Source organism: Vulcanisaeta sp. JCM 14467, assembly GCF_001316245.1.
In the GTDB taxonomy this organism is placed as follows: domain Archaea; phylum Thermoproteota; class Thermoprotei; order Thermoproteales; family Thermocladiaceae; genus Vulcanisaeta.
Genome location: NZ_BBDM01000001.1, coordinates 88162 through 111793, shown reverse-complemented (window position 1 = coordinate 111793; position 23632 = coordinate 88162). Strand labels below are relative to the sequence as shown.

General features: G+C 45.8%; 31 protein-coding genes and 1 pseudogene. 14 read left to right on the top strand and 18 right to left on the bottom strand.

Annotated elements, in window-relative coordinates; genetic code table 11:
- Positions 1–218 precede the first annotated feature (218 nt).
- Positions 219–767 carry a DUF998 domain-containing protein gene (locus JCM14467_RS00615; RefSeq protein WP_054848917.1) on the bottom strand — a complete coding sequence of 183 codons (549 nt, stop codon included), beginning with the start codon at positions 765–767 and terminating at the stop codon, positions 219–221.
- Between the two features lie 110 nt (positions 768–877).
- Between JCM14467_RS00615 and JCM14467_RS00610 the strand changes: the two genes are divergently transcribed.
- Genes JCM14467_RS00610 through JCM14467_RS00600 form a run of 3 tightly spaced genes read left to right on the top strand, consistent with a single transcriptional unit; the run spans position 878 to position 3662 of the window.
- Positions 878–1921: an NOG1 family protein gene (locus tag JCM14467_RS00610; RefSeq protein ID WP_054848755.1), complete on the top strand. Its 1044-nt coding sequence runs from the start codon at positions 878–880 to the stop codon at positions 1919–1921.
- Between the two features lie 39 nt (positions 1922–1960).
- Entirely contained in the window at positions 1961–2494 is a 534-nt protein-coding gene (locus JCM14467_RS00605) for an SLOG cluster 4 domain-containing protein (RefSeq protein ID WP_054848916.1), read from the top strand.
- Positions 2495–2537: 43 nt separating this feature from the next.
- The gene (locus tag JCM14467_RS00600; protein WP_054848754.1) at positions 2538–3662 is read left to right on the top strand and encodes a PhoH family protein; all 1125 of its coding nucleotides are present in this window, start codon (positions 2538–2540) and stop codon (positions 3660–3662) included.
- A 2-nt stretch (positions 3663–3664) separates the two neighbouring features.
- Here the strand turns inward: JCM14467_RS00600 and hxlB are convergent, their stop codons facing one another.
- The gene (gene hxlB, locus JCM14467_RS00595; protein ID WP_054848753.1) at positions 3665–4279 is read right to left on the bottom strand and encodes a 6-phospho-3-hexuloisomerase; all 615 of its coding nucleotides are present in this window, start codon (positions 4277–4279) and stop codon (positions 3665–3667) included.
- A gap of 179 nt (positions 4280–4458) precedes the next feature.
- Here hxlB and speD point away from each other — a divergent pair, with 179 nt between their 5' ends.
- Positions 4459–4878 (top strand): adenosylmethionine decarboxylase, encoded by a 420-nt coding sequence (gene speD / locus JCM14467_RS00590; protein WP_054848915.1) that lies wholly within the window; start codon positions 4459–4461, stop codon positions 4876–4878.
- 30 nt (positions 4879–4908) lie between these two features.
- Here speD and JCM14467_RS14525 read toward each other — a convergent pair whose 3' ends face one another.
- From JCM14467_RS14525 to cobA, 7 genes are all read right to left on the bottom strand, one after another.
- A complete protein-coding gene (locus JCM14467_RS14525) occupies positions 4909–6219 on the bottom strand; it encodes an ATP-binding protein (RefSeq protein ID WP_252900255.1) in 1311 nt (436 codons plus the stop codon).
- A complete protein-coding gene (locus JCM14467_RS14520; protein WP_252900254.1) occupies positions 6201–6689 on the bottom strand; it encodes a hypothetical protein in 489 nt (162 codons plus the stop codon). Before JCM14467_RS14520 ends, JCM14467_RS14525 begins: the two co-directional genes overlap by 19 nt.
- Entirely contained in the window at positions 6683–7015 is a 333-nt protein-coding gene (locus tag JCM14467_RS14515; protein ID WP_252900253.1) for a hypothetical protein, read from the bottom strand. The genes JCM14467_RS14520 and JCM14467_RS14515 overlap by 7 nt, the downstream gene beginning before the upstream one ends.
- Positions 7005–8723, bottom strand: coding sequence for an ATP-binding protein (locus tag JCM14467_RS00580; RefSeq protein WP_054848752.1), 1719 nt, complete (start codon positions 8721–8723; stop codon positions 7005–7007). Before JCM14467_RS00580 ends, JCM14467_RS14515 begins: the two co-directional genes overlap by 11 nt.
- A complete protein-coding gene (locus JCM14467_RS14510) occupies positions 8686–8844 on the bottom strand; it encodes a hypothetical protein (protein WP_252900252.1) in 159 nt (52 codons plus the stop codon). The genes JCM14467_RS00580 and JCM14467_RS14510 overlap by 38 nt, the downstream gene beginning before the upstream one ends.
- 80 nt (positions 8845–8924) lie before the next feature.
- Positions 8925–9443 (bottom strand): archaemetzincin family Zn-dependent metalloprotease, encoded by a 519-nt coding sequence (locus JCM14467_RS00575; protein WP_054848751.1) that lies wholly within the window; start codon positions 9441–9443, stop codon positions 8925–8927.
- Positions 9444–9568: 125 nt separating this feature from the next.
- Positions 9569–10330, bottom strand: a complete 762-nt coding sequence (cobA, locus tag JCM14467_RS00570; RefSeq protein WP_054848750.1) for a uroporphyrinogen-III C-methyltransferase — start codon at positions 10328–10330, stop codon at positions 9569–9571.
- 48 nt (positions 10331–10378) lie between these two features.
- Here cobA and JCM14467_RS14505 point away from each other — a divergent pair, with 48 nt between their 5' ends.
- Positions 10379–10522 carry a hypothetical protein gene (locus JCM14467_RS14505; RefSeq protein WP_252900251.1) on the top strand — a complete coding sequence of 48 codons (144 nt, stop codon included), beginning with the start codon at positions 10379–10381 and terminating at the stop codon, positions 10520–10522.
- Positions 10513–10800 (top strand): hypothetical protein, encoded by a 288-nt coding sequence (locus JCM14467_RS00565; protein ID WP_054848749.1) that lies wholly within the window; start codon positions 10513–10515, stop codon positions 10798–10800. The genes JCM14467_RS14505 and JCM14467_RS00565 overlap by 10 nt, the downstream gene beginning before the upstream one ends.
- Here the strand turns inward: JCM14467_RS00565 and JCM14467_RS14500 are convergent.
- The 4 genes from JCM14467_RS14500 to JCM14467_RS00555 all read right to left on the bottom strand — a co-directional run bounded on the left by JCM14467_RS14500 (position 10787) and on the right by JCM14467_RS00555 (position 13254).
- Positions 10787–10972, bottom strand: coding sequence for a hypothetical protein (locus JCM14467_RS14500; protein WP_252900250.1), 186 nt, complete (start codon positions 10970–10972; stop codon positions 10787–10789). The genes JCM14467_RS00565 and JCM14467_RS14500 overlap by 14 nt on opposite strands.
- The gene (locus JCM14467_RS00560) at positions 10969–11898 is read right to left on the bottom strand and encodes a vWA domain-containing protein (RefSeq protein WP_252900249.1); all 930 of its coding nucleotides are present in this window, start codon (positions 11896–11898) and stop codon (positions 10969–10971) included. The genes JCM14467_RS14500 and JCM14467_RS00560 overlap by 4 nt, the downstream gene beginning before the upstream one ends.
- The gene (locus tag JCM14467_RS14495) at positions 11847–12110 is read right to left on the bottom strand and encodes a hypothetical protein (RefSeq protein ID WP_252900248.1); all 264 of its coding nucleotides are present in this window, start codon (positions 12108–12110) and stop codon (positions 11847–11849) included. The genes JCM14467_RS00560 and JCM14467_RS14495 overlap by 52 nt, the downstream gene beginning before the upstream one ends.
- A gap of 61 nt (positions 12111–12171) precedes the next feature.
- Positions 12172–13254: a hypothetical protein gene (locus tag JCM14467_RS00555; RefSeq protein WP_054848748.1), complete on the bottom strand. Its 1083-nt coding sequence runs from the start codon at positions 13252–13254 to the stop codon at positions 12172–12174.
- Between the two features lie 48 nt (positions 13255–13302).
- On the opposite strand from JCM14467_RS00555, the gene JCM14467_RS00550 reads away from it, so the two are divergent.
- Entirely contained in the window at positions 13303–14223 is a 921-nt protein-coding gene (locus JCM14467_RS00550; protein ID WP_054848747.1) for an amidohydrolase family protein, read from the top strand.
- 224 nt (positions 14224–14447) lie between these two features.
- On the opposite strand, the gene JCM14467_RS00545 is transcribed toward JCM14467_RS00550, so the two are convergent.
- Positions 14448–16211 (bottom strand): glycoside hydrolase, encoded by a 1764-nt coding sequence (locus JCM14467_RS00545; RefSeq protein WP_054848746.1) that lies wholly within the window; start codon positions 16209–16211, stop codon positions 14448–14450.
- A 108-nt stretch (positions 16212–16319) separates the two neighbouring features.
- Between JCM14467_RS00545 and JCM14467_RS00540 the strand changes: the two genes are divergently transcribed.
- From JCM14467_RS00540 to cobB, 4 genes are all read left to right on the top strand, one after another.
- On the top strand, positions 16320–16553 hold the full coding sequence (locus JCM14467_RS00540) for a hypothetical protein (protein WP_252900411.1): 234 nt from the start codon (positions 16320–16322) through the stop codon (positions 16551–16553).
- Positions 16554–16557: 4 nt separating this feature from the next.
- Positions 16558–16812, top strand: a complete 255-nt coding sequence (locus JCM14467_RS00535; protein ID WP_054848744.1) for a hypothetical protein — start codon at positions 16558–16560, stop codon at positions 16810–16812.
- Positions 16812–17141 carry a glycosyltransferase gene (locus tag JCM14467_RS00530; RefSeq protein ID WP_342765431.1) on the top strand — a complete coding sequence of 110 codons (330 nt, stop codon included), beginning with the start codon at positions 16812–16814 and terminating at the stop codon, positions 17139–17141. Before JCM14467_RS00535 ends, JCM14467_RS00530 begins: the two co-directional genes overlap by 1 nt.
- Positions 17142–17262: 121 nt before the next feature.
- Entirely contained in the window at positions 17263–18039 is a 777-nt protein-coding gene (cobB, locus tag JCM14467_RS00525; protein WP_054848742.1) for an NAD-dependent protein deacetylase, read from the top strand.
- Between the two features lie 66 nt (positions 18040–18105).
- Here cobB and JCM14467_RS00520 read toward each other — a convergent pair whose 3' ends face one another.
- A complete protein-coding gene (locus JCM14467_RS00520) occupies positions 18106–19290 on the bottom strand; it encodes a M16 family metallopeptidase (protein ID WP_054848741.1) in 1185 nt (394 codons plus the stop codon).
- Positions 19291–19330: 40 nt separating this feature from the next.
- On the bottom strand, positions 19331–19669 hold the full coding sequence (gene metG, locus JCM14467_RS00515) for a methionine--tRNA ligase subunit beta (protein WP_054848740.1): 339 nt from the start codon (positions 19667–19669) through the stop codon (positions 19331–19333).
- A 59-nt stretch (positions 19670–19728) separates the two neighbouring features.
- Here metG and JCM14467_RS00510 point away from each other — a divergent pair, with 59 nt between their 5' ends.
- Positions 19729–20271 carry a DUF1947 domain-containing protein gene (locus tag JCM14467_RS00510; protein WP_054848739.1) on the top strand — a complete coding sequence of 181 codons (543 nt, stop codon included), beginning with the start codon at positions 19729–19731 and terminating at the stop codon, positions 20269–20271.
- Here JCM14467_RS00510 and JCM14467_RS00505 read toward each other — a convergent pair.
- Complete coding sequence (locus JCM14467_RS00505) at positions 20254–20985, bottom strand: RIO1 family regulatory kinase/ATPase domain-containing protein (RefSeq protein WP_054848738.1); 732 nt, start codon at positions 20983–20985, stop codon at positions 20254–20256. The two genes, JCM14467_RS00510 and JCM14467_RS00505, sit on opposite strands and share 18 nt — an antisense overlap.
- Before the next feature lie 187 nt (positions 20986–21172).
- Here JCM14467_RS00505 and JCM14467_RS00500 point away from each other — a divergent pair, with 187 nt between their 5' ends.
- Positions 21173–21838: a hypothetical protein gene (locus JCM14467_RS00500; RefSeq protein WP_252900247.1), complete on the top strand. Its 666-nt coding sequence runs from the start codon at positions 21173–21175 to the stop codon at positions 21836–21838.
- Here the strand turns inward: JCM14467_RS00500 and JCM14467_RS14490 are convergent.
- Positions 21835–22008: an ATP-binding protein gene (locus JCM14467_RS14490; RefSeq protein WP_252900246.1), complete on the bottom strand. Its 174-nt coding sequence runs from the start codon at positions 22006–22008 to the stop codon at positions 21835–21837. The two genes, JCM14467_RS00500 and JCM14467_RS14490, sit on opposite strands and share 4 nt — an antisense overlap.
- A gap of 130 nt (positions 22009–22138) precedes the next feature.
- Here JCM14467_RS14490 and proS point away from each other — a divergent pair.
- Positions 22139–23607 (top strand): annotated as a pseudogene (gene proS, locus JCM14467_RS00495) (proline--tRNA ligase).
- Positions 23608–23632 lie beyond the last annotated feature (25 nt).

Sequence of the window (23632 nt, the reverse complement as noted above, 5' to 3'; positions counted from 1 at the left end):
ATTAACCTATCCTTAAAAATAAGCCGTCACTTCTTCCTATATGGGCCTATAACTCAAATTCAAGTCACCCACGATTTATGGGCTAGTTTAATCTCTTGAATAGCATCTCTAACCCTACACTCTATTCTCTCATTATTGCAAACTTGCTACTTGAACCATTATGTGTTGCCGTGAATGCCCTAGCCATATTGATGATGATATCACATAATAACTACATTTTAATGATTCATTAGTTCTGTGGAAAAAGCCAGGGCCCATACTAGGTTTGGGTATACTATCATCCTCTCCATCCCGCCCGGGCCCAGGCCCAGGTATATATGTTTTATAAATAGTAATAGGGCTATGAAGCCTATCGTGCCCAGTATTGGCCATAGCACCTTGCCTGGGCTCCTTGATATTTTTATTGTTGGGTATGATGATATTGATGCAAATAGGAAAGCAATCAGCGCGAAGATTAGGTGGAATGGATGCATGGTCTCTGGGAAAATACCCACACCCATTGCACCAATGCCTGTTAAGGCTATCGTTACTGCGAATACCCTACTCAGTCTCCATACGAGTACTGCGGCGATTATTAGTAGCAGTCCCATGATTATTATTGAGGAATTGAATATTAAAGCCACAGGCCCAACACCTAAATCACTAATGTAATTCCGAGAAACGGAGTACCCCGGGTATAGTGCCTCGGCAATAAGCATTAGTAGTAGAAATTCGGCCACACCAATGAAAATTAAAAGCCCTGCCAAGTTCAGCTTATTAACGACCATCACGTAATCATAAGTCACTTACCTATTAATTAACTGTCATTATTTATTCTATGTATATTACTAATTAAACTTAAACATTTATTAAGGGAATTACAAACATTGACGCAGCCATTAACGTGATTAGGGCTCCGCATGTACCGACTAGTGAGGAGTTGTGGAATGCCGTGGTTGGCATTTACTTTAGTCTCCAGGCTAGGAATCCAAGTATTGAGCCGGGCGTTGATAGGTTGAGGAGGCTTGAGTTGAGGAGGGTTAGGGAGGTCAGGAAGTACCTAACCGATGCCTTTCGCGACGTGGCTCTCGGGATGCCCTTCCTGGACTCATTGCACCCGTTCTATAGGGAGTTGATTGAGTTAATGATTGATAGAGCCACGTATAAGCACTCCCTGGCTAAGGTGGGTCACGCCACGAAGGCCCTCTCATCAATCTATAAGGATGCCGTAATGGCGATTAGATCAGCCACGATGAATAACGACATAATTAAGGCCCGAAGGAGCTTCCTAGCCAGGGTTAGGGATTTGCTCATGGATTTAAAGCCTGAGCTCGATTTCCTGAAGAACGCAGCGGCGAAGCTTGATAAGCTACCTAACATTGACCCGAACCTATTCACAATAGTCGTTGCCGGAATGCCTAATGTTGGGAAGAGTAGCTTCGTTAGGTGCGTGAGTAGTGGTAAGCCAAAGGTGGCTGAGTACCCATTCACGACGAAGGAGCTTCACGTTGGTCACTTCACGGTGCTAAACGACGTGAAGGTCCAGGTAATAGACACGCCAGGTCTCCTAGATAGACCGTTAAGCGAGCGTAACAAGATTGAACTTCAGGCGATACTGGCGCTTAAGTACCTGGCGAGGGTCATAGTCTTTATACTAGACCCAACAAACCATAGCGGCTACTCATTAACGGAGCAGTTAAACCTGCTGAGGGAGGTACGAAGTAACTTCAGCAATACACCACTGCTCCTGCTCGTGAATAAGATCGACATCGCCACAGAGGATGAGGTAAATACGGCGCTGAGCAGTGTGGCGGCTATCGATAAGTCAATACCCACGTTCAGGATATCCACTATTAATTGCAACGGTTGTAAGGAAGTGATTAATTACGTAATTGATAACCACATAATACCAATGCTCAGGGAATCATTAAATAGCCAATGAGGATTAAGCATTATAAGTACTTAATTCAGGGTGATAACGATGCAGATAGCCATAGCGGCTCATTCAAGCCCTGTGGACCCCAGGACCGAGGCCATGGCAAGGGAATTCCTAAGGGAGCTGCATTCACAGTGTCCGACGGCCACATTACTGCTTGGTGGTTATTGGGGATTCATGAAGACAATAGTTGATGAGGCGCTCAACCTTGGTTTTAGAATTGCCGTAATACTCCCCATTGAGAGGTATGACGTTGAGCTACCAAGTGGTGTTACTAGGATTGACAGTGGTTGTGAGTTTAGGTGTAGGTCCGTCATAATGGTTAGGTCAAGCGACGCACTTGTGGCCTTGGGAGGTGGTGCTGGGACGATTATTGAGGTACTCCTTGCCTACGCCATGGGTAAGCCCGCCTACGTACTCGTTGGAACTAACCTAAGTAGCGATTCACTACCTAAGGCATTCCCTGAGTATGTTGATGATAGGAGAGTCATTAGGATTAGGTATTTTGACGACCCAGTTAAGCTTGCTAGGGAGGTTTGCCGTGAGAAGATCATGCCCATGAAAACAATGTTTGGCTAGCCACAAGTAAGGATTTAAAAACCCATTAATTACTCATGAAACGATGTCGTCATTACTAGATAAGATTAAGCCCATGAGTATTGGGCAGGAAAGATTCCTGAATGCACTTAAGGACTCGAGAAACGAGATAGTGGGTGTCTTCGGACCAACGGGAACTGGCAAGAGCCTAATATCATGCGTTTACGGCATATCCTCCGTACTATCCGGGACGTATAAACGATTCATAATCGCCAGGCCCGTGGTCGACGTAAGCACGGGCAAATCACTAACGCCTGAGGAACTTGGCGACTTGTACTACAAGATTGCCTCTGCATACCTTGAGGACATCCTCGAGGGGTTTATGGATAGGGAGGAAATAACGAAGCTTCTCCAGGAGGGTAAGGTAATGGTCACCGACGTATCATATCTAAGAGGCAGAACCTTCGACGACTCGTTAATATTTCTCGATGATGCCCAAAGCACGCAGCCCGAGAATGCCGCTGAAATACTCATGAGGATTGGCAGGAACTCAAGGCTAATAATCGCTGGCGATCCAGTGCTCCAGAGACCGCTTGGTGTTGAGAAGGATGGTGCAACACTCCTTAGGGAGGTCCTGCTGAATGAGGAGAATGCCGTTGTCGTGGACCTGGGCCTTAAGGATATTGTTAGGCCTGGTGCTAAGAGGGGTGTTAAGGTGTCTTTCGAGTTAAGGATGAGGAAGAGGGAGTTGAGCAATACGGAGAGGCAGATCCTCGACTTGATAAGGGTCCATGCACCAGATGCCGACGTAGTTACGGTGATTGAGTTCAAGCAGGAGAAGGAGAACCTGGGCGTCAAGAGTGAGAACGTGCCTGACGCATTAATAATCGCCAAGGAGGGGCACCTGGGCAGGGTTGTTGGTAAGGGTGGTGAGAGGATTAAGGCGATTGAGGGCGAGAGCAACCTGAGGGTTAGGACAGTGGAGATGAACCTAAACTTCAAGGAGTGGATTAGGGCGCTCCACCCAGTTGGTTGGATTGGTAAGCACATCGTTGATGTGGACTTCGCAGGGCCTGAACTCATGGTGACGGTAAAGAAGAACGCCTTCGGCGCATTCGTAGGTCAAAAGGGCATCTACGTGAGGCTGATTGATAGGGTGTTTAGGCGCCTCATAAATGTTGGTATTAGGGCTATGGAGAGTGAGGAGTGAGTCTAGGGCACCTCAATATTCGCATGCCTACTCCTAATCTCATCCTCCGTCTTCCTAAGCCTATGCATTAACTCCGCAATTACCGCATCAAGGAGTACCATCGCCGTATCCTCAAACAAAGTCCCCAACGGCGCCAATGGCTCATGAAGACCAAGTATCTGCCTAGCGAAGTAATCATCCATCTTAGCCACCTTAGTCCTACCAGGTACCTGAACCACTAAGTCGGCGTAATTAGCCAACGGCGAGTCCTTATAACTCGTTATCGCAACCACCCTAGCCCTCATCTTCTTAGCCGCCTCGGCAGCCGCCACGACCATGGTCGTAGTGCCACTACCCGAGATAGCAACCACGAGGTCACCCTCACCGACACTGGGCGTTATTGTCTCACCAAGCACATAGGACCTAAAGCCAAGGTGCATAAGCCTCATTGCAAACGCTCTACCCACAAGCCCCGACCTACCCGCACCAACGACTAGGACCTTCTTATCACTCCTATAAACATCTATTAAGGCATCCACGAATAGCTCAATCTCCTTCATATTAATGACATTAAGGGCATTTAAAATAAAATTTCCAATCTCAACATACGCACTCTTAAAATAATCAAGACCCTCCATTCAACAAAGAATTAAACTTGAAGTATTTAATACTTATCCCCCAACAATCAGGCCATGCATTTTATCACCTAAGATAATACCGCAGTTTTAAGGGGATATGTTTATATAGGGGTTGGGTACGCATTACTCAAAAAAAACGTTCAATATTGGGGAAGATGACGACCCAAACCCTAATAGAAATGGGGGGCAGGGAAAGGAACGCATTAGTGTATGGAGTACACGTGTATGGAAATCTATATGGATGCAACAAAGAATTACTTAAGGATGAGATGTACTTATTAAAAATCGTTAAAGAAGCAGCCGAAATAGCAGGTGCATTAGTGGTATCAACCTTCTACTACAAGTTTGGGGTCAATGGCGGAATATCCGTAGTCGCCATAGTTGCTGAAAGCCACATATCAATACACACCTGGCCCGAGCATGAGTACGCAACAGTCGATGTATACACCTGCGGTAGCCACACAAACCCAATGGCGGCCTTCCAACACATAGCCAAGAGTTTAAATGCAAAGAAGGTCGAGGTATTCGTGTCAGATCGATCATACTACGTAGATAATAATGCAAACATTGTTAAAGGCGACGGTGAGAATGTGAGTTGAATACTACCTTGTCGGTCTCTATCTTCAAAATTATCCATTATATTTCTCCGTCAATAGTTCCTTAGGAATAAGGAGCTGCGATAGTTTAATGGGCTTAGGTTCGCCCTGTCGTATTACTAATGCCCTAAACCGCCCACTTAATAGCCATGCCGCATCATTATCATCAATATTACCCACACTGGACATCACATGAGAGACATATTGGGAATTCCCTGACAGGATAATTGAAGTACCGATATTCCCAAGAACACCTTCATTAAGCACATCAAGTGGTGGTTGCATCAAGGCAAACAACGCCACACCGAACTTCCTCAACTCCCTAAACATCTTCTCTAATGGATCATCAAAACCGAGAACTTTATACTCGCTTGGCAGTTTAAGTACGTTATGCGCCTCATCGATAATGACCAGGTACCTCAATGGGCATGGAGGAACGCGGCATTCGGAAACAGCCTTCTTAGTTATAGAGAGTAGTATGAGCATTGTTAGATACCTCAGCAGCTCATTGCTAATTATTGACTTCATTATGAATATCGTATCGCCATCGAGTAGTTCATACACGTCGTATGACGTATCATTTGAACCACCGTAATAATTAATGATTGGCGCAAATACATTGTATAAATTATAATATGCCTCCCTTAGTATTAAATCATTAGACAATTCCCTAAGTCTTCTCATTAATTCATCAATACCTGAAATAGTGCCATTGTTAATGCTAGCCATACGTAATAACGCGCCCTCCGTACCAATTAAAAGGAGGGGGTTTGAGAATCGTATTGACTCGATCAATACTGAGACCTCTCTCGTCATTAACCTACTCTTACTTAAATCAACAACCCTAACATTATTAATTAACCTGTTAAGCATCGCCGTATGCCCATGTGGATCTATTATCACCAACTTAACCCTGTCCTTTAACCTGTGCTTAACCTGGTACGCAATGCTCATTGCCAATGTAGTCTTACCGGCGCCTGTCGGCCCTATTATTAGTACGTGAGGGCTTGACCCATTAAATGACCAATAAATCTCCCTATTGTTAACGTCCCTGCCTATCACGGCTATGCCACGTCTCTCACTAATTAATTGAAATGAGTAGGGTGTGAATGCAATGAGGTTTAATTCCATGGACCATGCACGGCCATAACCCGCATTGAGTATTTTTGATATTGGTATTGATGGTGTCCATCTCCATTTAAATGATGAGTCGAAACGAGTCGTACTCGCCAGGTATAGTGAGTATACATCCTCACCCTGCTGAATCCTCCTCAGCGTGATCTCAAAATCCTTGTAATTAAGGAAATACTTGATATGCCTGAGCATTAGGAATTTACCATACACCTACTTGCAGTGCCTTTAATCCAATCCCTCAACTCATCATTACTTGAAACCATTAAAAGGATACTCGCACCTGCATTAATAATTCGGCTCCTAAGGCTCATAACCTCAGCCCTAGTCATTGTATTATCCACAGTCATGAAAGCCCCTAGATCACGCACAACCTCGTTATTAAATCCCGCATTAATTACAAACCTTCGTTTAGAGAAGTCGCTGGTGGAGTAAACTATGTATAACGTAGGGAATACGAGCAGTACATACGCTGAAGCAGCAATGAACATGGGAATTAACAATAATAGCAATGGAATTTTGCTTAATGACCTACGTCTTACACGCACTCTCAAGGCATTGGCTAGTTCAAAGCCGTTAATTCTAACGATATTTATGTTCAATTGCTCAAGCTCAGCAGTTAACTCCCTATAAGCACTCCTATTAACGGCGATGACATAACCATTATTAGGCGAGATTAGCACAATGGCCTTATACTTCGAGAGCAATCGAATAAGTGCACGGGCCTAGCCAGTGCCTCCTCAAACGCAGAGTCAAATGCGTAGGCGGTACTTAATACCTTAAGACCAACAATTTCCTCATCATCTATAGTAATTCCACTCAAGCCTATCCTAACCGACCTGACAGGGTCACCATCATTAATGAATAACCTAACCTGATCCCTCAAATCAATTAAATCCTTAGCCAGAATCAGGGGAACTAACGTGTTAATTACGATTAGGTAAATCCTATGATCAACGAAGTACGTAATCACAGCTAAGACAAAGGCAATTACCAACCTACTCCTCACCAATAATCACCCTCGAGAGGAGCCTAAGGTATTCAGGGTCCTTCCTAGCCGCCAATTGAATTATTGACCTAACGTCATAACCCAGCCTACCACCCAACTCAATAACCTGGGGAACCAGGACAGGATTTAATGCACGCCCAAACCTCTTAATCACCGCATTTACGTAATCCCTATCATTAACTCTCTCAAGTAGTTTGCGGTAAATCATTTCCGAGGTGGTTAGATAGTTGCCCACAGGTCCATTCATTATGTATGCCCTAACCGTGACATCACCATTATGGTAAAGGAACTCAAGGGGCCTCAACCTAATAACCTCATCCCTATCAACGCCGAGTAGGTCCGAAGCCTCAATCGCGGACCTACCATTCAATTTAAAGATGGCGTAATGACCAACTATGTCGAGCACATTACGCTTGATATCGAGTGGGTCCTGGGTCACGAGGATTAGCACCGTGTTACCATGCCTACCCTCCCTAATCAACCTCTCAATAATCGACTCACCAATCACATACCTATTAAGGATCCTATGCGCCTCATCAATAACAATGAGAGAATTATTGAGAGAGCCCTCGAGAACCTCAAGAAACGCCAGGATAAACAGAACGGCAGCCACCTGGGAAGCGAAATAGAGAGGCGCCATGTTAATAACCAATAACCTAGACCTAGCAGCGCTTGAGCTGATTGCATTTCTCATCAGCGCCATTATCATTAACTTCCTCAATCGACGCCTAACGGCCGAGATGGCATTCAAGTAATCAGTCCTCCTCAACTCCTGCTCGAGATCGTTCAGTACCAGGTAAAGGTCCCTCAACGTATTCCTATCACCAAGCCTCTCAAGGGCCTTCTCAAGGACTTCTAACTGGATGAATGAGAAACCACTATTGTCGCTTTCACCATACATGAGGGCAGCTGCCTGAATAGCCATTGACAATAATTCGCTTGCCCTATGTCGCGGCAGTGTCAATGGATTGATCGCGATGTCGATGCCTGGCACGGCAATGTAGGCGCGCCCTGCCAGGAATAGGGAGTATTCGCCGGTTGGGTCAAAGACCACGATCTTATTGAACAAGTCTCTCTGCATTGCGTTGAGTATTAATGACTTGACCAGCGTAGATTTACCCGAGCCCGTGGCTCCAAGCACTATCAGGTGCCTGGTTAAATCGACATCAATTAAATAATAACGCGTCATAAACATGCTCCCTGGCCTTGGTGATGGCCTAAGTGCCAGGTCGATACTACTCATTAATTGCCTTAGTGATGCTTTATTGCTACATGTGAGTGGATTTACCTTGCCGTGAGGACTTCCCCTGAGGAGTAGGGAGTACCTGACCAATTCGTTGTTTAGTTTGCATATAGTGATTATGACCGGCGTGGATTCCTCAACACTAGGTATTACGTCACCCCTGACCCCGGTGTAGTTTGTCTGTGCATTATCGATTAGGCTCAGCGTTATTCCTGAGGGTAATGGTTCGACGTAGTCGGCCCACGCATTAAGTATTTGCCTTATCCTGCCTCTGTGTATGCCAGTGAATAGTGGTATGTGTGTCGGCGTGTGTAGTATGATGAAGCCGATCTCGTCCCTCACCACGGTAATCCTTAAACCATTCATGGCTTGGACCAGGTCCCACGCGTTGAACCTCTTCCTTACGCGGAGACCGATGATTAGTTTGTTACCTGCCTTGATCAATCCCGAGCTCAAGCTCGACATCGGTATCAACCTCCTCTAGGTATTGCATTGATTGTCTTAACCTGGCAGTTATTGTACGTCTTCCCCTATCCTTACTGGCGATGCTTAGCAGTAGTAATTGGGTTAGGACCTTAAGACCCATGAATTAATGGTTCCCGCACCTGGTTTATTTCTGTGGTTATCCGTGGTTTTGCCAATGCACCGGCCTTGGTGTTGACAGGTTCACCTTATGAGCGTGTGTAGTTTGGCTATACATCTTTCGCAGAAGCCTGGGCCTTTCCTGTCTGTATCGGTGATCGTGTTGCTGAAGTACATGACGCATCTAGGGTTTGGACAGTGGTCTAGGCCGAAGGAGTGGCCGAGTTCGTGGAGTACCTCCTTGAGTATCCTGGTGTGGTATAGGGTTTGTTCTCCACGTAGTCTCTTTGTGAATACTAAGGCGAGCGACCCACCTATTTTTGCGACGCCGAATACGAAGTTTAGCCCCTGAACGTAGCCATCATCATCAATCACCAGTACTATCTTGTCAAAGCCCTCGTAATTCCTCACCCTGGGCTCTAGGTAATCGAGTAATTCATCGGCCTTTATCTGGCCTCTCCTGACGTCCCTGAATTGTGACTTTAATCCCTCGAAATTCGTCTTCCTGACCTCTACCGTGACTAGGTTGTCTAGATAATGCTCGACCTGCCCAGGGAAGTCGCTTGGTAGTTCCACCTCGGTTAGTACTAGGATTCTTTTCATTGTTAAGCTACCTTATGGGTTTGCCACGCTTTAATGCATAACCTTAACCTGATCAGTATGGGCGCAAGTTCGTCATTGTCCGCCACGCTCGTGCCTCATCACCGGTGATTCTCCACGACAACCCCTTAAATATTTAATTCGAAGTTTATTCCTGCGGCCCTCATCGCCTTTAGCCCCTCACGTACGACATCCCCAACAACGATTACCGAGGGATTCTCCGCAGTGACCTGTCCAGAGGCTAGTTTGCCCACTGTTGTTATTGTGACCTTGCTATTCTCCATGTATGCCCTGGTTATTATTGCCACGTAGGTGCCCGGATCCACACCGCCCTCAATTAATTCCCCGGCTATCTCGCCTATCCTTGATGCGCCCATTAGTATTACTATCGTGTTCACAGCCCTCGCCAACTCCCTGAAGTTCACGAATGTCCTGCCCTTCCTAGGGTCCTCCGTGCCCGTCACTATGGCTACGGAGCTGGAGACCCCACGGAGAACCGGCGGTATTAAGTATGCCTCTGGTGCTGCTATTGCCGAGGTCACGCCTGGAATCACCTCACAGGGTATACCTGCGTTCAACACGGCCATGCACTCCTCGAAGCCCCTGCCGAATAGGAATGCGTCACCACCGTGGAGCCTAACCACGGTCTTCCCATTATTGGCCTCACTTATCATGACTCTTATTATCTCGTCCTCCTCCATCACGTGCCTACCCGGTTCCTTGCCTGCATAGATTAGTTGGGCGCCCTGGCGTACATACTTGAGGGCTTGTCTCGGTATTAACCTGTCGTAAATAACCACGTCAGCCATCCTCAAGGCTTCCACACACTTAAGCGTCATTAATTCCTCATCACCTGGTCCTCCACCTGCTATTATGACCCTCCCAACCATCCCACACTTAATGGGTAATGCATTTTTATACCTGCCACCACCAATGCTGTGGTTGAAGTTACCTGCCTAACCATGAACTTCATGTTCTCAGGAGCCCATAGGGTTAGGTTCAGCGATGTTTATGGCAGTGTCCATGGGCATAATTACAACGTATCAATAAGGCTTTGTGTGAGGGATAGAGGATGCTCGTGATGGATATTGATAGGGTTAGGCGTGAGATTCAAGGCATTGTTAACGCCTTTGACGGTAAGTACATTAAGTCCAGCGCCGAGGGTGTTCAGGGACTTGCGCCCACGGAGTTCATCGAGATACCCTGCATACCAGAGGGCGCCACTGGCGAGTGTCTTGCCTGGTACTTAATGGATAGGGTCACGGATGTCCTGAGGGGGTTGGGCATTAATGATGTTGCTGAGGTTCAAATAATTGTTTGCGATTCACCAATTAATTGTTTCGAAGCTAAATCCTCCTAATTGTGTGGGACAGGCTCTCGCTCGTTAATTCCTGTATCTTTATTGTATCCACATTCTCCTCAATAACGCTATTCTCACCACCAATTAATAGCACCTTTACCGACCTAAATACGGACCTGGCCTTGTTGAATACGGTTGGATCGATGTTGTCATCCTCCCCGTCCGTTATCACGACCAACTTGTAATCCTAAGTGACGACTTGTCCAGGGCGTCCTGTATCGCAGCTCTCACGGCATTTGTTATGTCGGTGCCACCCAACGGTATTAGTGAGAGGAGCATCTTCACTATGTCATTCTTATTAGTTAGTATTGGGTATACCTGCTGGTCGAAGAACCTCACGGCTAAGTTGCCACCCTTCATTGCGAGTATCACAGCTAGTGCCGTGGCCCAGGTTATCTTGCTTATGGCCCCAACCTCGAATATGTTTATGTTAACTGTGTAGAACATCGACCCGCTCTTATCAATGAGCATGTAGATCTTGGGCTTCTTAACAGCCCTCCTCTCCCTAACTAGTACATTACCCATGGCCAGTTTATAGGCGAAGACAGGCTTTGCGAATTTCATTAGCATTCTCTCGCTTGGTATCATGTCCTTTAGCTCCGAGGCCTTTGTCATCCGTTTAACCCCGCCGATCGTGCCGACGCGCTCGGCGTCCCTGTCCTCGACCACATCCACCGTGTACCTGGTATCCACTATTAACCTAATTAATGAATTGAGCATGGATATTAACCTAAGCCTGTATGGGTCGATGTCCGTGCTAAGTAGTATGTCGGCTATTTCATGGCCCACTGACTCGCCGAAGAGCATCTTAACCTTATTAACGGTCTCGCTGACCTTCTTCATACTACCGACATAGAAGTTAATTAGTGACCTAACCTCCCGCTCAAGGTTCATCCTACTCTCCCTGGAGGATGAGCTGTTTTGATCCATTGCTGACTCAACCATCTGCCTGAAGGCCTCGTTTCTATCCATCTTACTGAGGATACTGTTATAGACCTTGAGGAGCTTTATCGCCATTACCCTGGAGAGCCTACCGTTCAACTTCGTTATCCTCGATACGTCATTATAGGCCTCACTCCTAATGTATGTGGAGACCACAAACCTCCATAGGCTGTCTCCATGTCCTCATTCTCAGTGGGCATCCTAAGTATTGGCTGCCTGTAATGTACGTAGAAGGAGTCCGCAAGCACCTCCTGCTTCATCTTATCTATATAGCTTATTGACCGCCTACGCGCCTCAATAAGTACCTCCCTTATCCTATACTTGGTGAGTGGCTCCTCGTAATCAACATTGGCCAGGATGCCAGGCACTGACTTAATATGTGGTTAGGTCATTAATAAAGCTTATTTACTAACTCATTAGTATGCCCACCTATATATTGTATATATTTAGCATTAACTGCTCAAGCAATCCGCGCACCGTACTGAAGGCAACCTCATAACCCATGTCAAGCAGTAGGTAAGCCACGCCATTAAGCATTATTAGGGAGTAAATCGAGGAGAACCAATTAAGCAACTTAATACCTCTTGCCAGTATTTGAAGGCTTAGTAACTTCCTGCCTCGGTAGGTTACCTTAGCCACTATATCGGTCTCACCCGAGTGATAGGCCACCCTGGATGAGGATAAGTCCCTGAAGACCGTGCTTAATTCATCATGCGTGAGACCTATGGATAGGAATGACCAGTTGCGGGAGAAGCCAATCTCTAGACGTGGCATTAATGGTAATGAGTCTATAATGCCCAAGTCCCTCATTGCCAGCAGTTTTCCCATCATGATTAGTTGATAGTCCCTATTAACCATATACTCAATACCACTCAACGAATCCCTTAACGTGAATCCCCTGCCAATGAACCAATTACTCCCTGCAGCCCCTATTGAGGGTTTGATTACGTCATAGTCCGTGGATACGCAAGTCCCAGACTCTACATTACTATTAATTGGCAGGTACTTAAGAACATCACCATCTATGGCGGTTGGCGAGCTCGTAACTGCGCGCCCACCAAGGTCCGCCGTCAGCATTAATAACTCAGTATTCTTACCTGCGTCAAAGCCGTTAATTACATAGTCCCCTGATGATAAGGTAACCTTATAGGCACTCACGCAATTACTGGATTCCCTCGGTAGCGCCTCAGAACCAACTATAACCCTATCGTATTTACCCCCAACATCCTGGTCATCGGCCTTACCCATTATTAACACTTTATCGCCATTTATCGTTACGGCACTCAACTTCACGTTTAATATGTTAATACCTAATACGTCTTCGAGGTATTTTCTGGTGAATAACTTGGTCAATTCCTTATTAACGATGCCCAACAAGGCATGTGGTAATAAGTCCATGATTATGGCGTCACCCCGGCTCTCCGTGAGTATTGTGATCTCGTGCCCATCCTTAGCAAGGTACTGCGCGTAAATTGCCGTTCCCGGGTTTAACCCTATGACTGCTATCTTCATCCTACATCGAATAAAGCATTAATTTAATTACTTAAATTCATCCTTCGAATGCGTAGGCTAAGTATTAAATCCTCGATGGCGCTGGTTGGTGAGGATCTGGAGCCCGTTAAGGATGTCATTATTGATATCTCGGATGGTGAGATAATAGGCATTGGTAGGGTGCCTGGTAGTAATAATGTTGTTGATTTAGGGAATACATTAATAATGCCTCAATTAACCAACGCTCACATCCACGTCCTTGACTACTTCCTAATGGGTGTATTCAATAAGTATTACATTGACGATGTTGTTGGTGCGCCATACGGCATTAAGTACTATTACTTACGCAGGGCAAGGCCCAAGTCATTAAGAAGTGGTTTGGCGATGGTGTTTCGTAGGGTTAGGAATTACGGCGTTGGATGCTTACTGGCGGTAATAGAGTATGGCAGGTCATTTGCTGATGTCGTTATTGAGGAGGCCAGGAAGGCTGGCCTGTGCATTGTGCCGTTGGCCGAACCGAGTACCTTCAGGGTTTATGTCAGGTCTGATGAGGAGGAGGATGTTGATGAGGTGTTTGAGGATGAGGTGAGGTACTTCGTTGATAGGGGGTTCGGCATATCCCTAATATCACCACTCAATTACTCATTGGCCGAGTTGAGGTTGGTCTCTAGGTTGGGTGGTTCACGTGGATTGCCCATTAGTACTCACGTGTCTGAGACTGAGGATACGTACCTTGATGGCGATTTGAATAGGGCGTTGGCTACGTTGGTGACCGGTAATACCGTATTCGTACACCTAACGCAGTTGAGTGATGATGATATTTCGAGGATACCCACGTTACCCATAGTCACGTGTCCTAGGTCTAACATTGAATTTGTTGGTAGGTTGGCGAGGGTTGGTGCCATGGTGAGGAGGGGCTTGAGGCCATTGATTGGTACTGACAATGTTGCGTTGATAGAGCTAATCCTTGGGAGGAGGTTAGGGTATTAAGGCTGTTGATGGGTGAGGAGTTGAGCTCACGGACGGTGCTTAAGATGGTTACTTCATGGGCTTGGTCGTGGGGGTTTGGTTACGTATTGAAGGAGGGCGAGCCATGAGGGGTATTGCGCTGCGTATGGATTATGAAGGCGTCAGTGCGGATTATATCCATGATTATGTAACGATGCGCACATCTAGTAGAGACATCATGTATATAATTAATGGTTCAAGCATACTCAGCGTTTCTTAGCTTCACGTATTATTTTAATGGGCTTCCTAATCTGTGTCCTTGTTCTTGGGGTTAATAATGATACCGTTAAATTACTTAAACCGTTAATCCTCATGGTCTCCGACGAACCTAATCGAACCTTAATGCTATATTCTACGTATGTCTCTGGGGTTTCAATACCAATAACTAGGTTTGCGTCTTTGACCCAGCCATTGCTTATGGTGATTTCTAATTGATCATTGCCTTGATTAATCCTCAACCCCAATGAATTAAGTGCATTCTCAACCTTGCTTACTACGGAGTAGGACCACTCACCAACGTGACTCACGTTTACGAACTCAGCCCAGTAATAATCACTGTCCAACGTCATTGCCAGGGACATCCTTAACTCCTCATCCTCCCCAAAGACCTCCTCGTAAATCCTCCACTTATTGACCGCGACCTGTGCCATTGACCAGAGCCTTGACTGTATATCCGCCCTCTCACTAATCCACTTGGTGGGTGAGCCTAGCCACGACGTGGTTGGTATCTCCTTAATCTCCTCATGGAACTCCTTAATAATTGATGGCCTAATGGGCATTATATAGCCATCAGCTTTAGCCTGGGATAGGTACATCATTATTTTCTCAAGGAGGAGGGCAGCGTATGGGTTTGGTGTTGGTAGTATCATCCAATTCTCCCCATCCAGAGCCATCGTGATTACGCCATCCTTGGTATAATTAATTCTCATCATCAATTCCATAATTAATCTCCGGGCATTTACATCAGCCTCCTGGGCATTACCTGCCTTATTTAATTGAAAGCTCAGCAAATCACTAAGTGCCGTGTCCCTAAACAATACTGTTAGGCAGTCGTGCCTGTAAACCCTGTACATTGAACTCCTATCCCTAATGGCCTCCCCAAGGTGATATACGCCATCGAGTATTACGAACTTTATACCTTCATCGCAGAGTATATCCCTCAACTTCTCAGAGTAGTAAAGCTCAGGTAACCACATACCTACCACATCCACACCCAGCACCTTCCTGGTGACCTCCTTACCCCTGCTTAACTCCCACCGTAATAGGTCATGCACCTCAAACCTTTCAATTACATAACCAGCAATGGGGTGGGCTAGGAAGCTCGTAAGCACCTCTATAACTCCTTCGTTGGCGAGTCTCGAATATGTATTAATAGCTTCCCTAATTAATCCCGTCCGTGGATCCCAGGGGCCAATATACTCAATGTGGTCTTCGCTCTCGATGAAAGCGCCATTATTTAATATGTCGTCCCACTGCCATAGTAGACTTGGGCTTAGGTTATACGTTATTGAGACCCTGTACTTATTCACGAGCCTTGCGTGCAGGAGATATGGACCAACATCATAGATTGGGTAGAATTCCTGGGACCACGTGTGGTGGAATGCCCAGGGACCATGGTAAATACCGCTTGGGTACTTATGTATTGGTTGATGATTGTGAAAGGCTAGCACGAACCTTAACGGTGTCTCAGGCTTATCAATAACCATTACCGGGACCCTAGCCTCCGAGCCGCAGCATTTGGCGCTTAATTCGTAAACGCCCTTGTCAGTTAGCTTGACGTAATCCATCACCTCCAACTCAGGTGGTATTACCTGCAGTGTGCGTCTCATGACTTCCTGGGAATCCCTCGTTATTACTAATTCAACGTCCTCCCTACTCATTAATCCTTTAATCACTACATTAATTGCCACGTCCTCACCAGGTTCGTAAAGCACCTTGTTCGTTACTAACTCTATAGACACTACCTTCATTGCGAGTTAATAATTATATAAGTGCTTTTTGTCGTTTCAATTACTAATTCATGATTAAGGATGGAGAAGCTTATTAAGAAGTAAATTGAATAACAGTACTTTGTGGAGATGATCCATGAGTCGAAGATTAGGACTGTGATGCAGGCCCTGCATTCGCTGGCTGCGATTGACAGAGAACGGGCTGTTAAGCTTGAGGACTTGGCGAGGATTGTTGGTTTGAGGGTTGAGGAGGTAAGGAGTATTGTTGATAAGCTTAAGGTGCTTGGTTACGTGAATACGATAAATGATTCCGTACACCTAACATCCACTGCAATAATTAAATTAAGCAGTATTTACTGTTGATTCTGTGGTTAAGGTTCTGCACATATCCACGGAGTACCCACCACATAGGGTCGTTGGATCACTGGCATTCCAAGTCAGGGACTTGGTTACGCAATTATCGAGCAAGCATGATGTTTACCTGATGCACCCGGCTAACTTTGATGGTAGTTACATGGATGGCAATATACGTGTGTTCACGGTTAGCGATAGATGGTTCAGTGATGTTGTTGCCTATACGCACTTCCTACTTGTGGAGGTCCTTTCCAGGGCGCCTACGTAATACCCAGGGATATAGACCTCATACATGCACATGAGTGGATAGCCGCAGTAATCGCCAAGGTACTTTCACAGAGGCTTAAGGTTCCATACATAGTCAGTGCATACTCGACCGAGCCCATTAGGTCAGGTAACAGTATGAGCCTACTAAGCCTAACAATAAGGGATTGGGAGAAGTACGTCTTCTCCTCAGCATTCTACGTCATTGCGCATAACAAGCCAACCTATGAATCCCTCAGGAATCACTATGGGATAAATGCCGTGGAGTTGAGGTCAGTAAACGATGTCGAGTTGGTATATGATGAGGTCAGCCACCAACGCGATCATCAGTAGTTCAGTCCGTCGTCAGTTCATCACACTCAGTATAAAGGGAACCTCACTATAATATAAGTTCTTCATCACCAATCAGGACTAATACTTATAACGCGGGCCGAGTAATAGTAAGAGTAAGTATATGAGTGAGAAGCAGTGTAATATTGAGGATATAAAGAAGGCCGCTGACGTATTGATTAATGCAAAGCATGCAATAGCCTTCACGGGCGCTGGTATATCCACGGAGTCAGGGATTCCTGACTTTAGGGGTCCCCAGGGATTATGGAAACAGTACAGCCCTGAAATAGCTACCATAGATTACTTCCTAAATCACCCAAAGGACTTCTGGCTATTCTACAGGATGAGGATGAGCACATTATTCGCGGCTAAGCCTAACAGGGCGCACTATGCCGTGGCGGAACTCGAGAGGTTGGGTATCATAAAGGCTGTGATTACGCAGAACGTTGATGGATTACATCAGGCAGCCGGTTCTAAGAACGTAATTGAGCTTCACGGAACAATGAAGAGGGCTGTATGCATTGCCTGCGGTCGTACATACCCGATGGAAGTTGTTATTAAAAAGATTGATAGTGGTCAAATACCACCACTCTGCGATGAGTGTGGTGGTATTCTCAAGCCTGATACCGTGTTATTTGGCGAGCCCGTTAAGGATTTTGAGAGGGCTAGAGAGCTTGCATTAATGAGTGATGCGGTACTCGTGATTGGTTCTTCGCTTTCTGTTTATCCTGCCGCTTACATACCTATCTTTGTTAAGGAGATGGGTGGTAAGGTCATTATCATAAACATGGAGCCCACGGAGCTTGATTACATCGCTGATGTAATAATACAGTGTAAGGCTGGCGAGGCAATGACACTGCTGCTCAGGGAGGTTAAGGAGAGGTTGGGAATACAACAATAATACCATAGTAATACTCTAGTTATTTATGCGCATACGTAATGTTTACGTATACGTAATACACTAATATTATAATGGTAATATTTCAGACCATACACCATTAGTTATTAGGTGGTCTAGGGAATCCCTGAAGTGTCTCTCAAGTCCGTTATTGAACTCATCAATGTCGTGATTGCTGAGCTTCAATTCCATGTAGCTCATGGACTCAGCCACCTGTATTGGTCTGCGCAGGTAATCACTTATTAAGTACTTGAGGTAGTTTAGTCGCTTGCTTAAATAGTACTCATCCTTAAATAAATCATTAATGCTTAACAATGCATTAACTAATTCCTCCTTAACAATATCGATACTTTCCTCATTAACGGCTGACACCACTAGCTGGTAGTAGTAGGTACCTGGTAGGTAATCCCTATCCATGTCTATTGTGTATGTCAAGCCCTTATTCCTGAACCTGGACATTAAGTATGAACTAAGCCCATTCACCAGGTGGAACTCAAGCAGTGATGATTTAATTGAGAGTAGGAATGAATCCTCGTTAATCACGTTGTATTGCCAGGAATACGATAGGTAGGCCGATTCAATGGGTCTCCTGATGACTATGGGCCCTCCCTTACCCATTGTTGGGATCTTCTTACGGCTTGACTTACCATCCCACCCGTTAAATAATCCTATTATTTCATTGATTGGCATGTTTATGGGGCCCACAATACTCACCACCATGTTATCTGGTGTGTAGTATGACTCGAGGAAATTCTCGAGATCCTTGGTAGCCATTGAGGAGATGCTCTCTTCGGTACCGATGATTGGGGCACCGTAATCGCTATCTCCAAATAATGCCCTGGGCCCTAGGTCATATATTAGTGTTCCTGGATCGTCATTCCTCATTTTAATCTCAGAAAGTATGACCCTCCTCTCCCTCTCAAAATCCTCATTATCAACCCTCCTATTACTGAACATTTTATAAATAAGCCTCAGTAAATTCCTTAACTCGCTTGGTATCACCTCGAATAGGTACATCGTGAGTGTTCGCTCGGTATACGCATCAGATACACCGCCAAGCCCCTCTATTTCCAGGTCAATGTTTGGGTACGCCCTGTAAATAATGTGCTCGGCGAAGTGGCTTATGCCCCGTAGATCCCTGTCCTCGTATATCGAGCCAATGCCGACGCCGACAGCTATTCCCACCGTTGGTGATTCAAACCTACTTATCAATAGCCTAAGTCCATTATCTAAGACGTAGTACTCTATATTCACCGTTACCGTTTTTAAACAGGGAGTTTAAAGCAATTCACCTTTAGCAAACCCTCTTACCTATTTGCTCATCCTGTGGCTTATCAATCGTTATTATTGTTGGGTTCTTCTCATCGCATGAGGCCAGTATCATTCCCTGACTCTCATAGCCAAATATCTTCCTACTCTCCAAATTAGCGACTACAATCACGTACTTATTAATCAAGTCCTCGGGCTTGTAAAACTCCGCAAGCCCAGTGATTATTTGCCTCCTCTCGTCGCCAATATCGACAATGAGCCTTAATAATTTCTTCGAGCCCTGAACCCTCTCTGCATGTATCACCTTGCCAACCTTAAGTACTACCTTTTCAAACTCGGCTCTCGTTATTGTCTCCGTAGACACATTAATAAAATGCAAAATACCTGCTATTAAATATTGAGTTACGTACTAAATACTTATTAATGAGCCCTGCAAATAATTGCTGTGTTAAGAGGTACTTCCTGAGCAATAAGGATATTAAGGAGTTGAGCAACGCCGTGGGCGAGCTGGGACCAATATTCAGGAGTGCCAAGAAGGTTGAGGTCTATGAACTCAATGAGACAACGACGGTATACCTAATTGATGATAAGCCATTGGTGGCGAAGCTAATGGTAAAGATCGACTCAAGCCAGAGGGAGTACGTAGTGCCGCTATTGACATACTTCTACCTAAATCCACCCTACATGCCCAATTACCCATCAGTGACCGTGGATGATGGCGCAGTACCGCACATAGTCAATGGGGCGGATGTGATGAGACCGGGTATTAAGGATATAAGTGGTAATTTCGGTGTTGGCGACGTATTGTTGATTAAGGACCTTAAGGGTAGGTACATAGCCATTGGCGCATCCCTAATGGCCGCTGATGAGATGAGGAGTGCGAGTAAGGGTAAGGTCATAAAGGTTATTCACCACCTCGGGGATAAACTATGGAACCTGGCCCAGGAATTACTCAAGTCCAAGTAACCTCATTACTTGTATGAAGTCATCATCACTCCTCGTATTTTTATACCTCCTAATGGCACTACGTAGCTCATCGAAATTAAGGCTCACGCCTATAACAGCCCTAACACGATCCTGAATAAAGCCCCTACCCAATACCAACGCATTCAGTATTTGGGCGACATTACTGACCCTACTATTAAGGCTGGCGCTTTCGAAGTCTATTATGAAGGCTTTACCGCCGCTAATGATTACGTGGTCCTGAGGCTTGCTCAACTCATTATGTGCTAGGCCTATAGAGTCCAATCTACGGCATTGCCAAAGCAAGTCCTTAAGTACCGCCTTCAGTTCCGTTGAGCTTGACGTAATTACGTACTTCTGAATGGGCACGCCATTTATTAACTCCATAATCAATACATCACTTGCATACCCAATTAACCTCGGCCCTACGTTAACGGAATTCGCAAGTCTCAGGTAATTATCCTCATTAATTAGGCTCGGTCTCGATGAGTCAAAGCGCCTGATTTTGCAGGCATAATACTCACCATCAACACGGCACTTAAACACAAAACTATTCTGACCCTTACCCAACAACCTAATCCCCATAAACTCAACGGCACCATCACTAAGAACCTCAACTACACCCAACCTCAATAACTCACCCAATATCAAGCCTACGTAACTCCTCGGGCAGTTAATGCGTTCGCATAACCTAATGAATACTTCGTAATTACCCATCGGAATTAATTTAATTAATGCACTAAATATTAAGTAGAACCTGATTGATGAGAGGAACAGGCCTCTGAGGTCAGTAATGATGAGGAACTCGGGTATACCTGACGGGCTCCACTTTAATAGTGCGTCATTAATTTATGGCTGTGTGGCGTATGGACTTGATAATCTACGTGCCGAGGATTGAGCTTCAATGCCCATTTTAAGGAACATGCTGATGATGGTCGTTAAGCGTTATAAGGCGTTATCACTACCATTACCACGGGAATTCTGTAGATTAGCCGTACTAAACCCCAGGGAGGCCATTGAGCTGCTCATGAGGTTTGGGAATTCATTCGTTAGGCTTTGGGGGTGGGTGCCAGGTTTCCTAAGGGATGTCATGGTGTTTGAGCCGTCAGCATCTATTGAGTGTTACGATAGTATGGATAGGTTGAGGAGGTCCATTGACTTTGGCGTTGATCTTGCTGGGTTAATTATTAGGTATAGACTTAGTGGTAGGGTTGATTATGATGATTGGCTAAGGCTTTTCAGTAGGGAGGTGGCTACGGCTTCCTTAACCCTACCTGACCAACCCGTGGTTGTGGTTGATGATTACGTGCAATTCATGGAACATGTCGCAAGGTCCAGCGGCGTTGTCCTATTGGGCCCATTGGTGCCTACACCCATTGATTTGATGGTGCTAATATCAAGTGGTAAATTGGGCATTGATTACCTGGCTAAGGTCGTGGATTATGTCATTAATTACATAGGGGATTACGTGGTCATGGGCAGGGACTTAACCGATGCGTTTATACGGCTCATTAGTGACCGTGAGTACGTGAATTTCGTCAGGTCCACGGGCCTCCCAATAATTACCTAGTACTGAATTGGTGTTACCCTGATTGCGGAGTATGGGCAGTTGTTCTGGCAGGAGAAGCACCCTGAGCATAGTGATTCATTCAATACGTAGGCTTTATCCCTCAATTTCCCTGTCAATACGCCCTTTGGGCACACCGTCCAACATATCCCACAACCAACGCAATTGCTCAATACTTCAACCCTTAATCTGAAATTCATTAATTCTACGGTAATCAAGGCGCTTAAATAGTTGATGCTAATTATTTAATTGCAGGGACACAATATTTTTAAGGCCCAATCTATCCACAGCCGAGGGACCTTTATTGCCAAGCTACAACTCATCAAGCCCGGAGAGAAGAGGCCCAGGGAGAAGTGGAGGAACTTCACCGAGTGGTTTAACTGGGTTATAATGGAGACCGGGGTCTACGACTATAGATATCCAGTGAAAGGTGCATATGTTTGGAGACCCTATGGTATGAAGATCAGGAGACTGGTTGAGTCCTACGTGAGGCTTGTTCATGACGAGACTGGGCATCAGGAGGTCTTGTTCCCAGTGTTCATACCCTATGAGTTCTTCTCAAAGGAGAGCGAGCACATTAGGGGTTTTGAGAATGAGGTCTTCTGGGTGAGTAAGGGTGGTGCCGGCGAGGAGAGGCTGATCCTAAGGCCGACCAGCGAGACCGCGATGATGCCAATGTTTAAGCTCTGGATTAAGGACCACACGGACCTGCCCTTTAGGGTATATCAAATAGTGAGTGTGTTTAGGGCCGAGACCAAGGCCACTAGGCCCATGATTAGGCTTAGGGAGATATCAATGTTTAAGGAGGCACACACGGCCCATGCAAATAGGGAGGATGCGGAGAGGCAGGTTAGGGAGGCCGTGGAGATTTATAAGAAGATATTTGATTACCTGGGAATACCATACCTAATTAGCCAAAGGCTGAGTGGGATAAATTCGCTGGGGCGGTTTACACGATAGCCTTCGACACGGTGATGCCTGATGGGAAGACCATGCAGATAGGCACCGTGCACTACCTGGGCACGAACTTCGCGAAGGTCTTTGATGTTAAGTACCTAACGCCAAGTGGTGATTGGGAGTACGTACACACAACAAGTTATGGAATTTCCGAGAGGGTTATCGCAGCGATGATTGCGGTGCACGGTGATGATAAGGGACTTGTGCTGCCACCTAACGTGGCGCCGATACAGGTTGTGATAGTTCCAATTATGTATAAGGGTACGGAGGAGGCAATAATGAGGGAGGTTAAGTCAATAACCGAGGAGTTAACCAGCGCGGGTATTAGAGTTTACGTTGATGATAGGACTGATAGGACGCCAGGTTGGAAGTATAATTATTGGGAGATGATGGGTGTTCCGCTTAGGATTGAGATCGGCCCTAAGGATGTTGAGAATAGGCAGGTGGTACTTGCCAGGAGGGATACACTTGAGAAGTATGTTGCTCCGCGCGAAAGTGTGGTGGATACCGTTAGGGAAATGCTGAACGAGATAAATACTAACCTTAGGAATATGGCGTGGGAGTTCCTTAGGTCCATGGTTGCTAGGGCGACCACGGTGGATGAGGCTAGGAAGCGGCTTGATAGTGGTGGCGTTGTTGAGGTTCCCTGGAGTGGTGATAATGATTGTGGAATGGCGATTCAGCAATTACTCGATGCCGATGCGTTGGGCGTGCCCATGGATGAGGATGCCGGTAGGGACATTGGTGGCTTAAGGGACTTGGCATGTGGTGATAAGCAGGCGAATTATTGGTTGAGGATTTCGAGGAGGTATTAAGGTAAAAACCTTTTAATAACTCAGG

Excerpts from the sequence above, each read along its gene's own strand:
- JCM14467_RS00510 (WP_054848739.1), top strand. The coding sequence starts at position 19,729 with ATGAGCCCTGCAAATAATTGCTGTGTTAAGAGGTACTTCCTGAGCAAT.
- JCM14467_RS00565 (WP_054848749.1), top strand. The coding sequence starts at position 10,513 with ATGCTCGTGATGGATATTGATAGGGTTAGGCGTGAGATTCAAGGCATT.
- JCM14467_RS14510 (WP_252900252.1), bottom strand. The coding sequence starts at position 8,844 with ATGGGTCTTAAGGTCCTAACCCAATTACTACTGCTAAGCATCGCCAGT.
- cobB (WP_054848742.1), top strand. The coding sequence starts at position 17,263 with ATGAGTGAGAAGCAGTGTAATATTGAGGATATAAAGAAGGCCGCTGAC.
- JCM14467_RS00580 (WP_054848752.1), bottom strand. The coding sequence starts at position 8,723 with ATGTCGAGCTTGAGCTCGGGATTGATCAAGGCAGGTAACAAACTAATC.
- JCM14467_RS00545 (WP_054848746.1), bottom strand. The coding sequence starts at position 16,211 with ATGAAGGTAGTGTCTATAGAGTTAGTAACGAACAAGGTGCTTTACGAA.
- JCM14467_RS00615 (WP_054848917.1), bottom strand. The coding sequence starts at position 767 with ATGGTCGTTAATAAGCTGAACTTGGCAGGGCTTTTAATTTTCATTGGT.
- JCM14467_RS00600 (WP_054848754.1), top strand. The coding sequence starts at position 2,538 with ATGTCGTCATTACTAGATAAGATTAAGCCCATGAGTATTGGGCAGGAA.
- cobA (WP_054848750.1), bottom strand. The coding sequence starts at position 10,330 with ATGGTTGGGAGGGTCATAATAGCAGGTGGAGGACCAGGTGATGAGGAA.
- JCM14467_RS00505 (WP_054848738.1), bottom strand. The coding sequence starts at position 20,985 with ATGGGTAATTACGAAGTATTCATTAGGTTATGCGAACGCATTAACTGC.
- JCM14467_RS00500 (WP_252900247.1), top strand. The coding sequence starts at position 21,173 with ATGCCCATTTTAAGGAACATGCTGATGATGGTCGTTAAGCGTTATAAG.
- hxlB (WP_054848753.1), bottom strand. The coding sequence starts at position 4,279 with ATGGAGGGTCTTGATTATTTTAAGAGTGCGTATGTTGAGATTGGAAAT.
- JCM14467_RS00550 (WP_054848747.1), top strand. The coding sequence starts at position 13,303 with ATGCGTAGGCTAAGTATTAAATCCTCGATGGCGCTGGTTGGTGAGGAT.
- speD (WP_054848915.1), top strand. The coding sequence starts at position 4,459 with ATGGGGGGCAGGGAAAGGAACGCATTAGTGTATGGAGTACACGTGTAT.
- JCM14467_RS00605 (WP_054848916.1), top strand. The coding sequence starts at position 1,961 with ATGCAGATAGCCATAGCGGCTCATTCAAGCCCTGTGGACCCCAGGACC.
- JCM14467_RS00540 (WP_252900411.1), top strand. The coding sequence starts at position 16,320 with ATGATCCATGAGTCGAAGATTAGGACTGTGATGCAGGCCCTGCATTCG.
- JCM14467_RS00555 (WP_054848748.1), bottom strand. The coding sequence starts at position 13,254 with ATGAAGATAGCAGTCATAGGGTTAAACCCGGGAACGGCAATTTACGCG.
- JCM14467_RS00575 (WP_054848751.1), bottom strand. The coding sequence starts at position 9,443 with ATGAAAAGAATCCTAGTACTAACCGAGGTGGAACTACCAAGCGACTTC.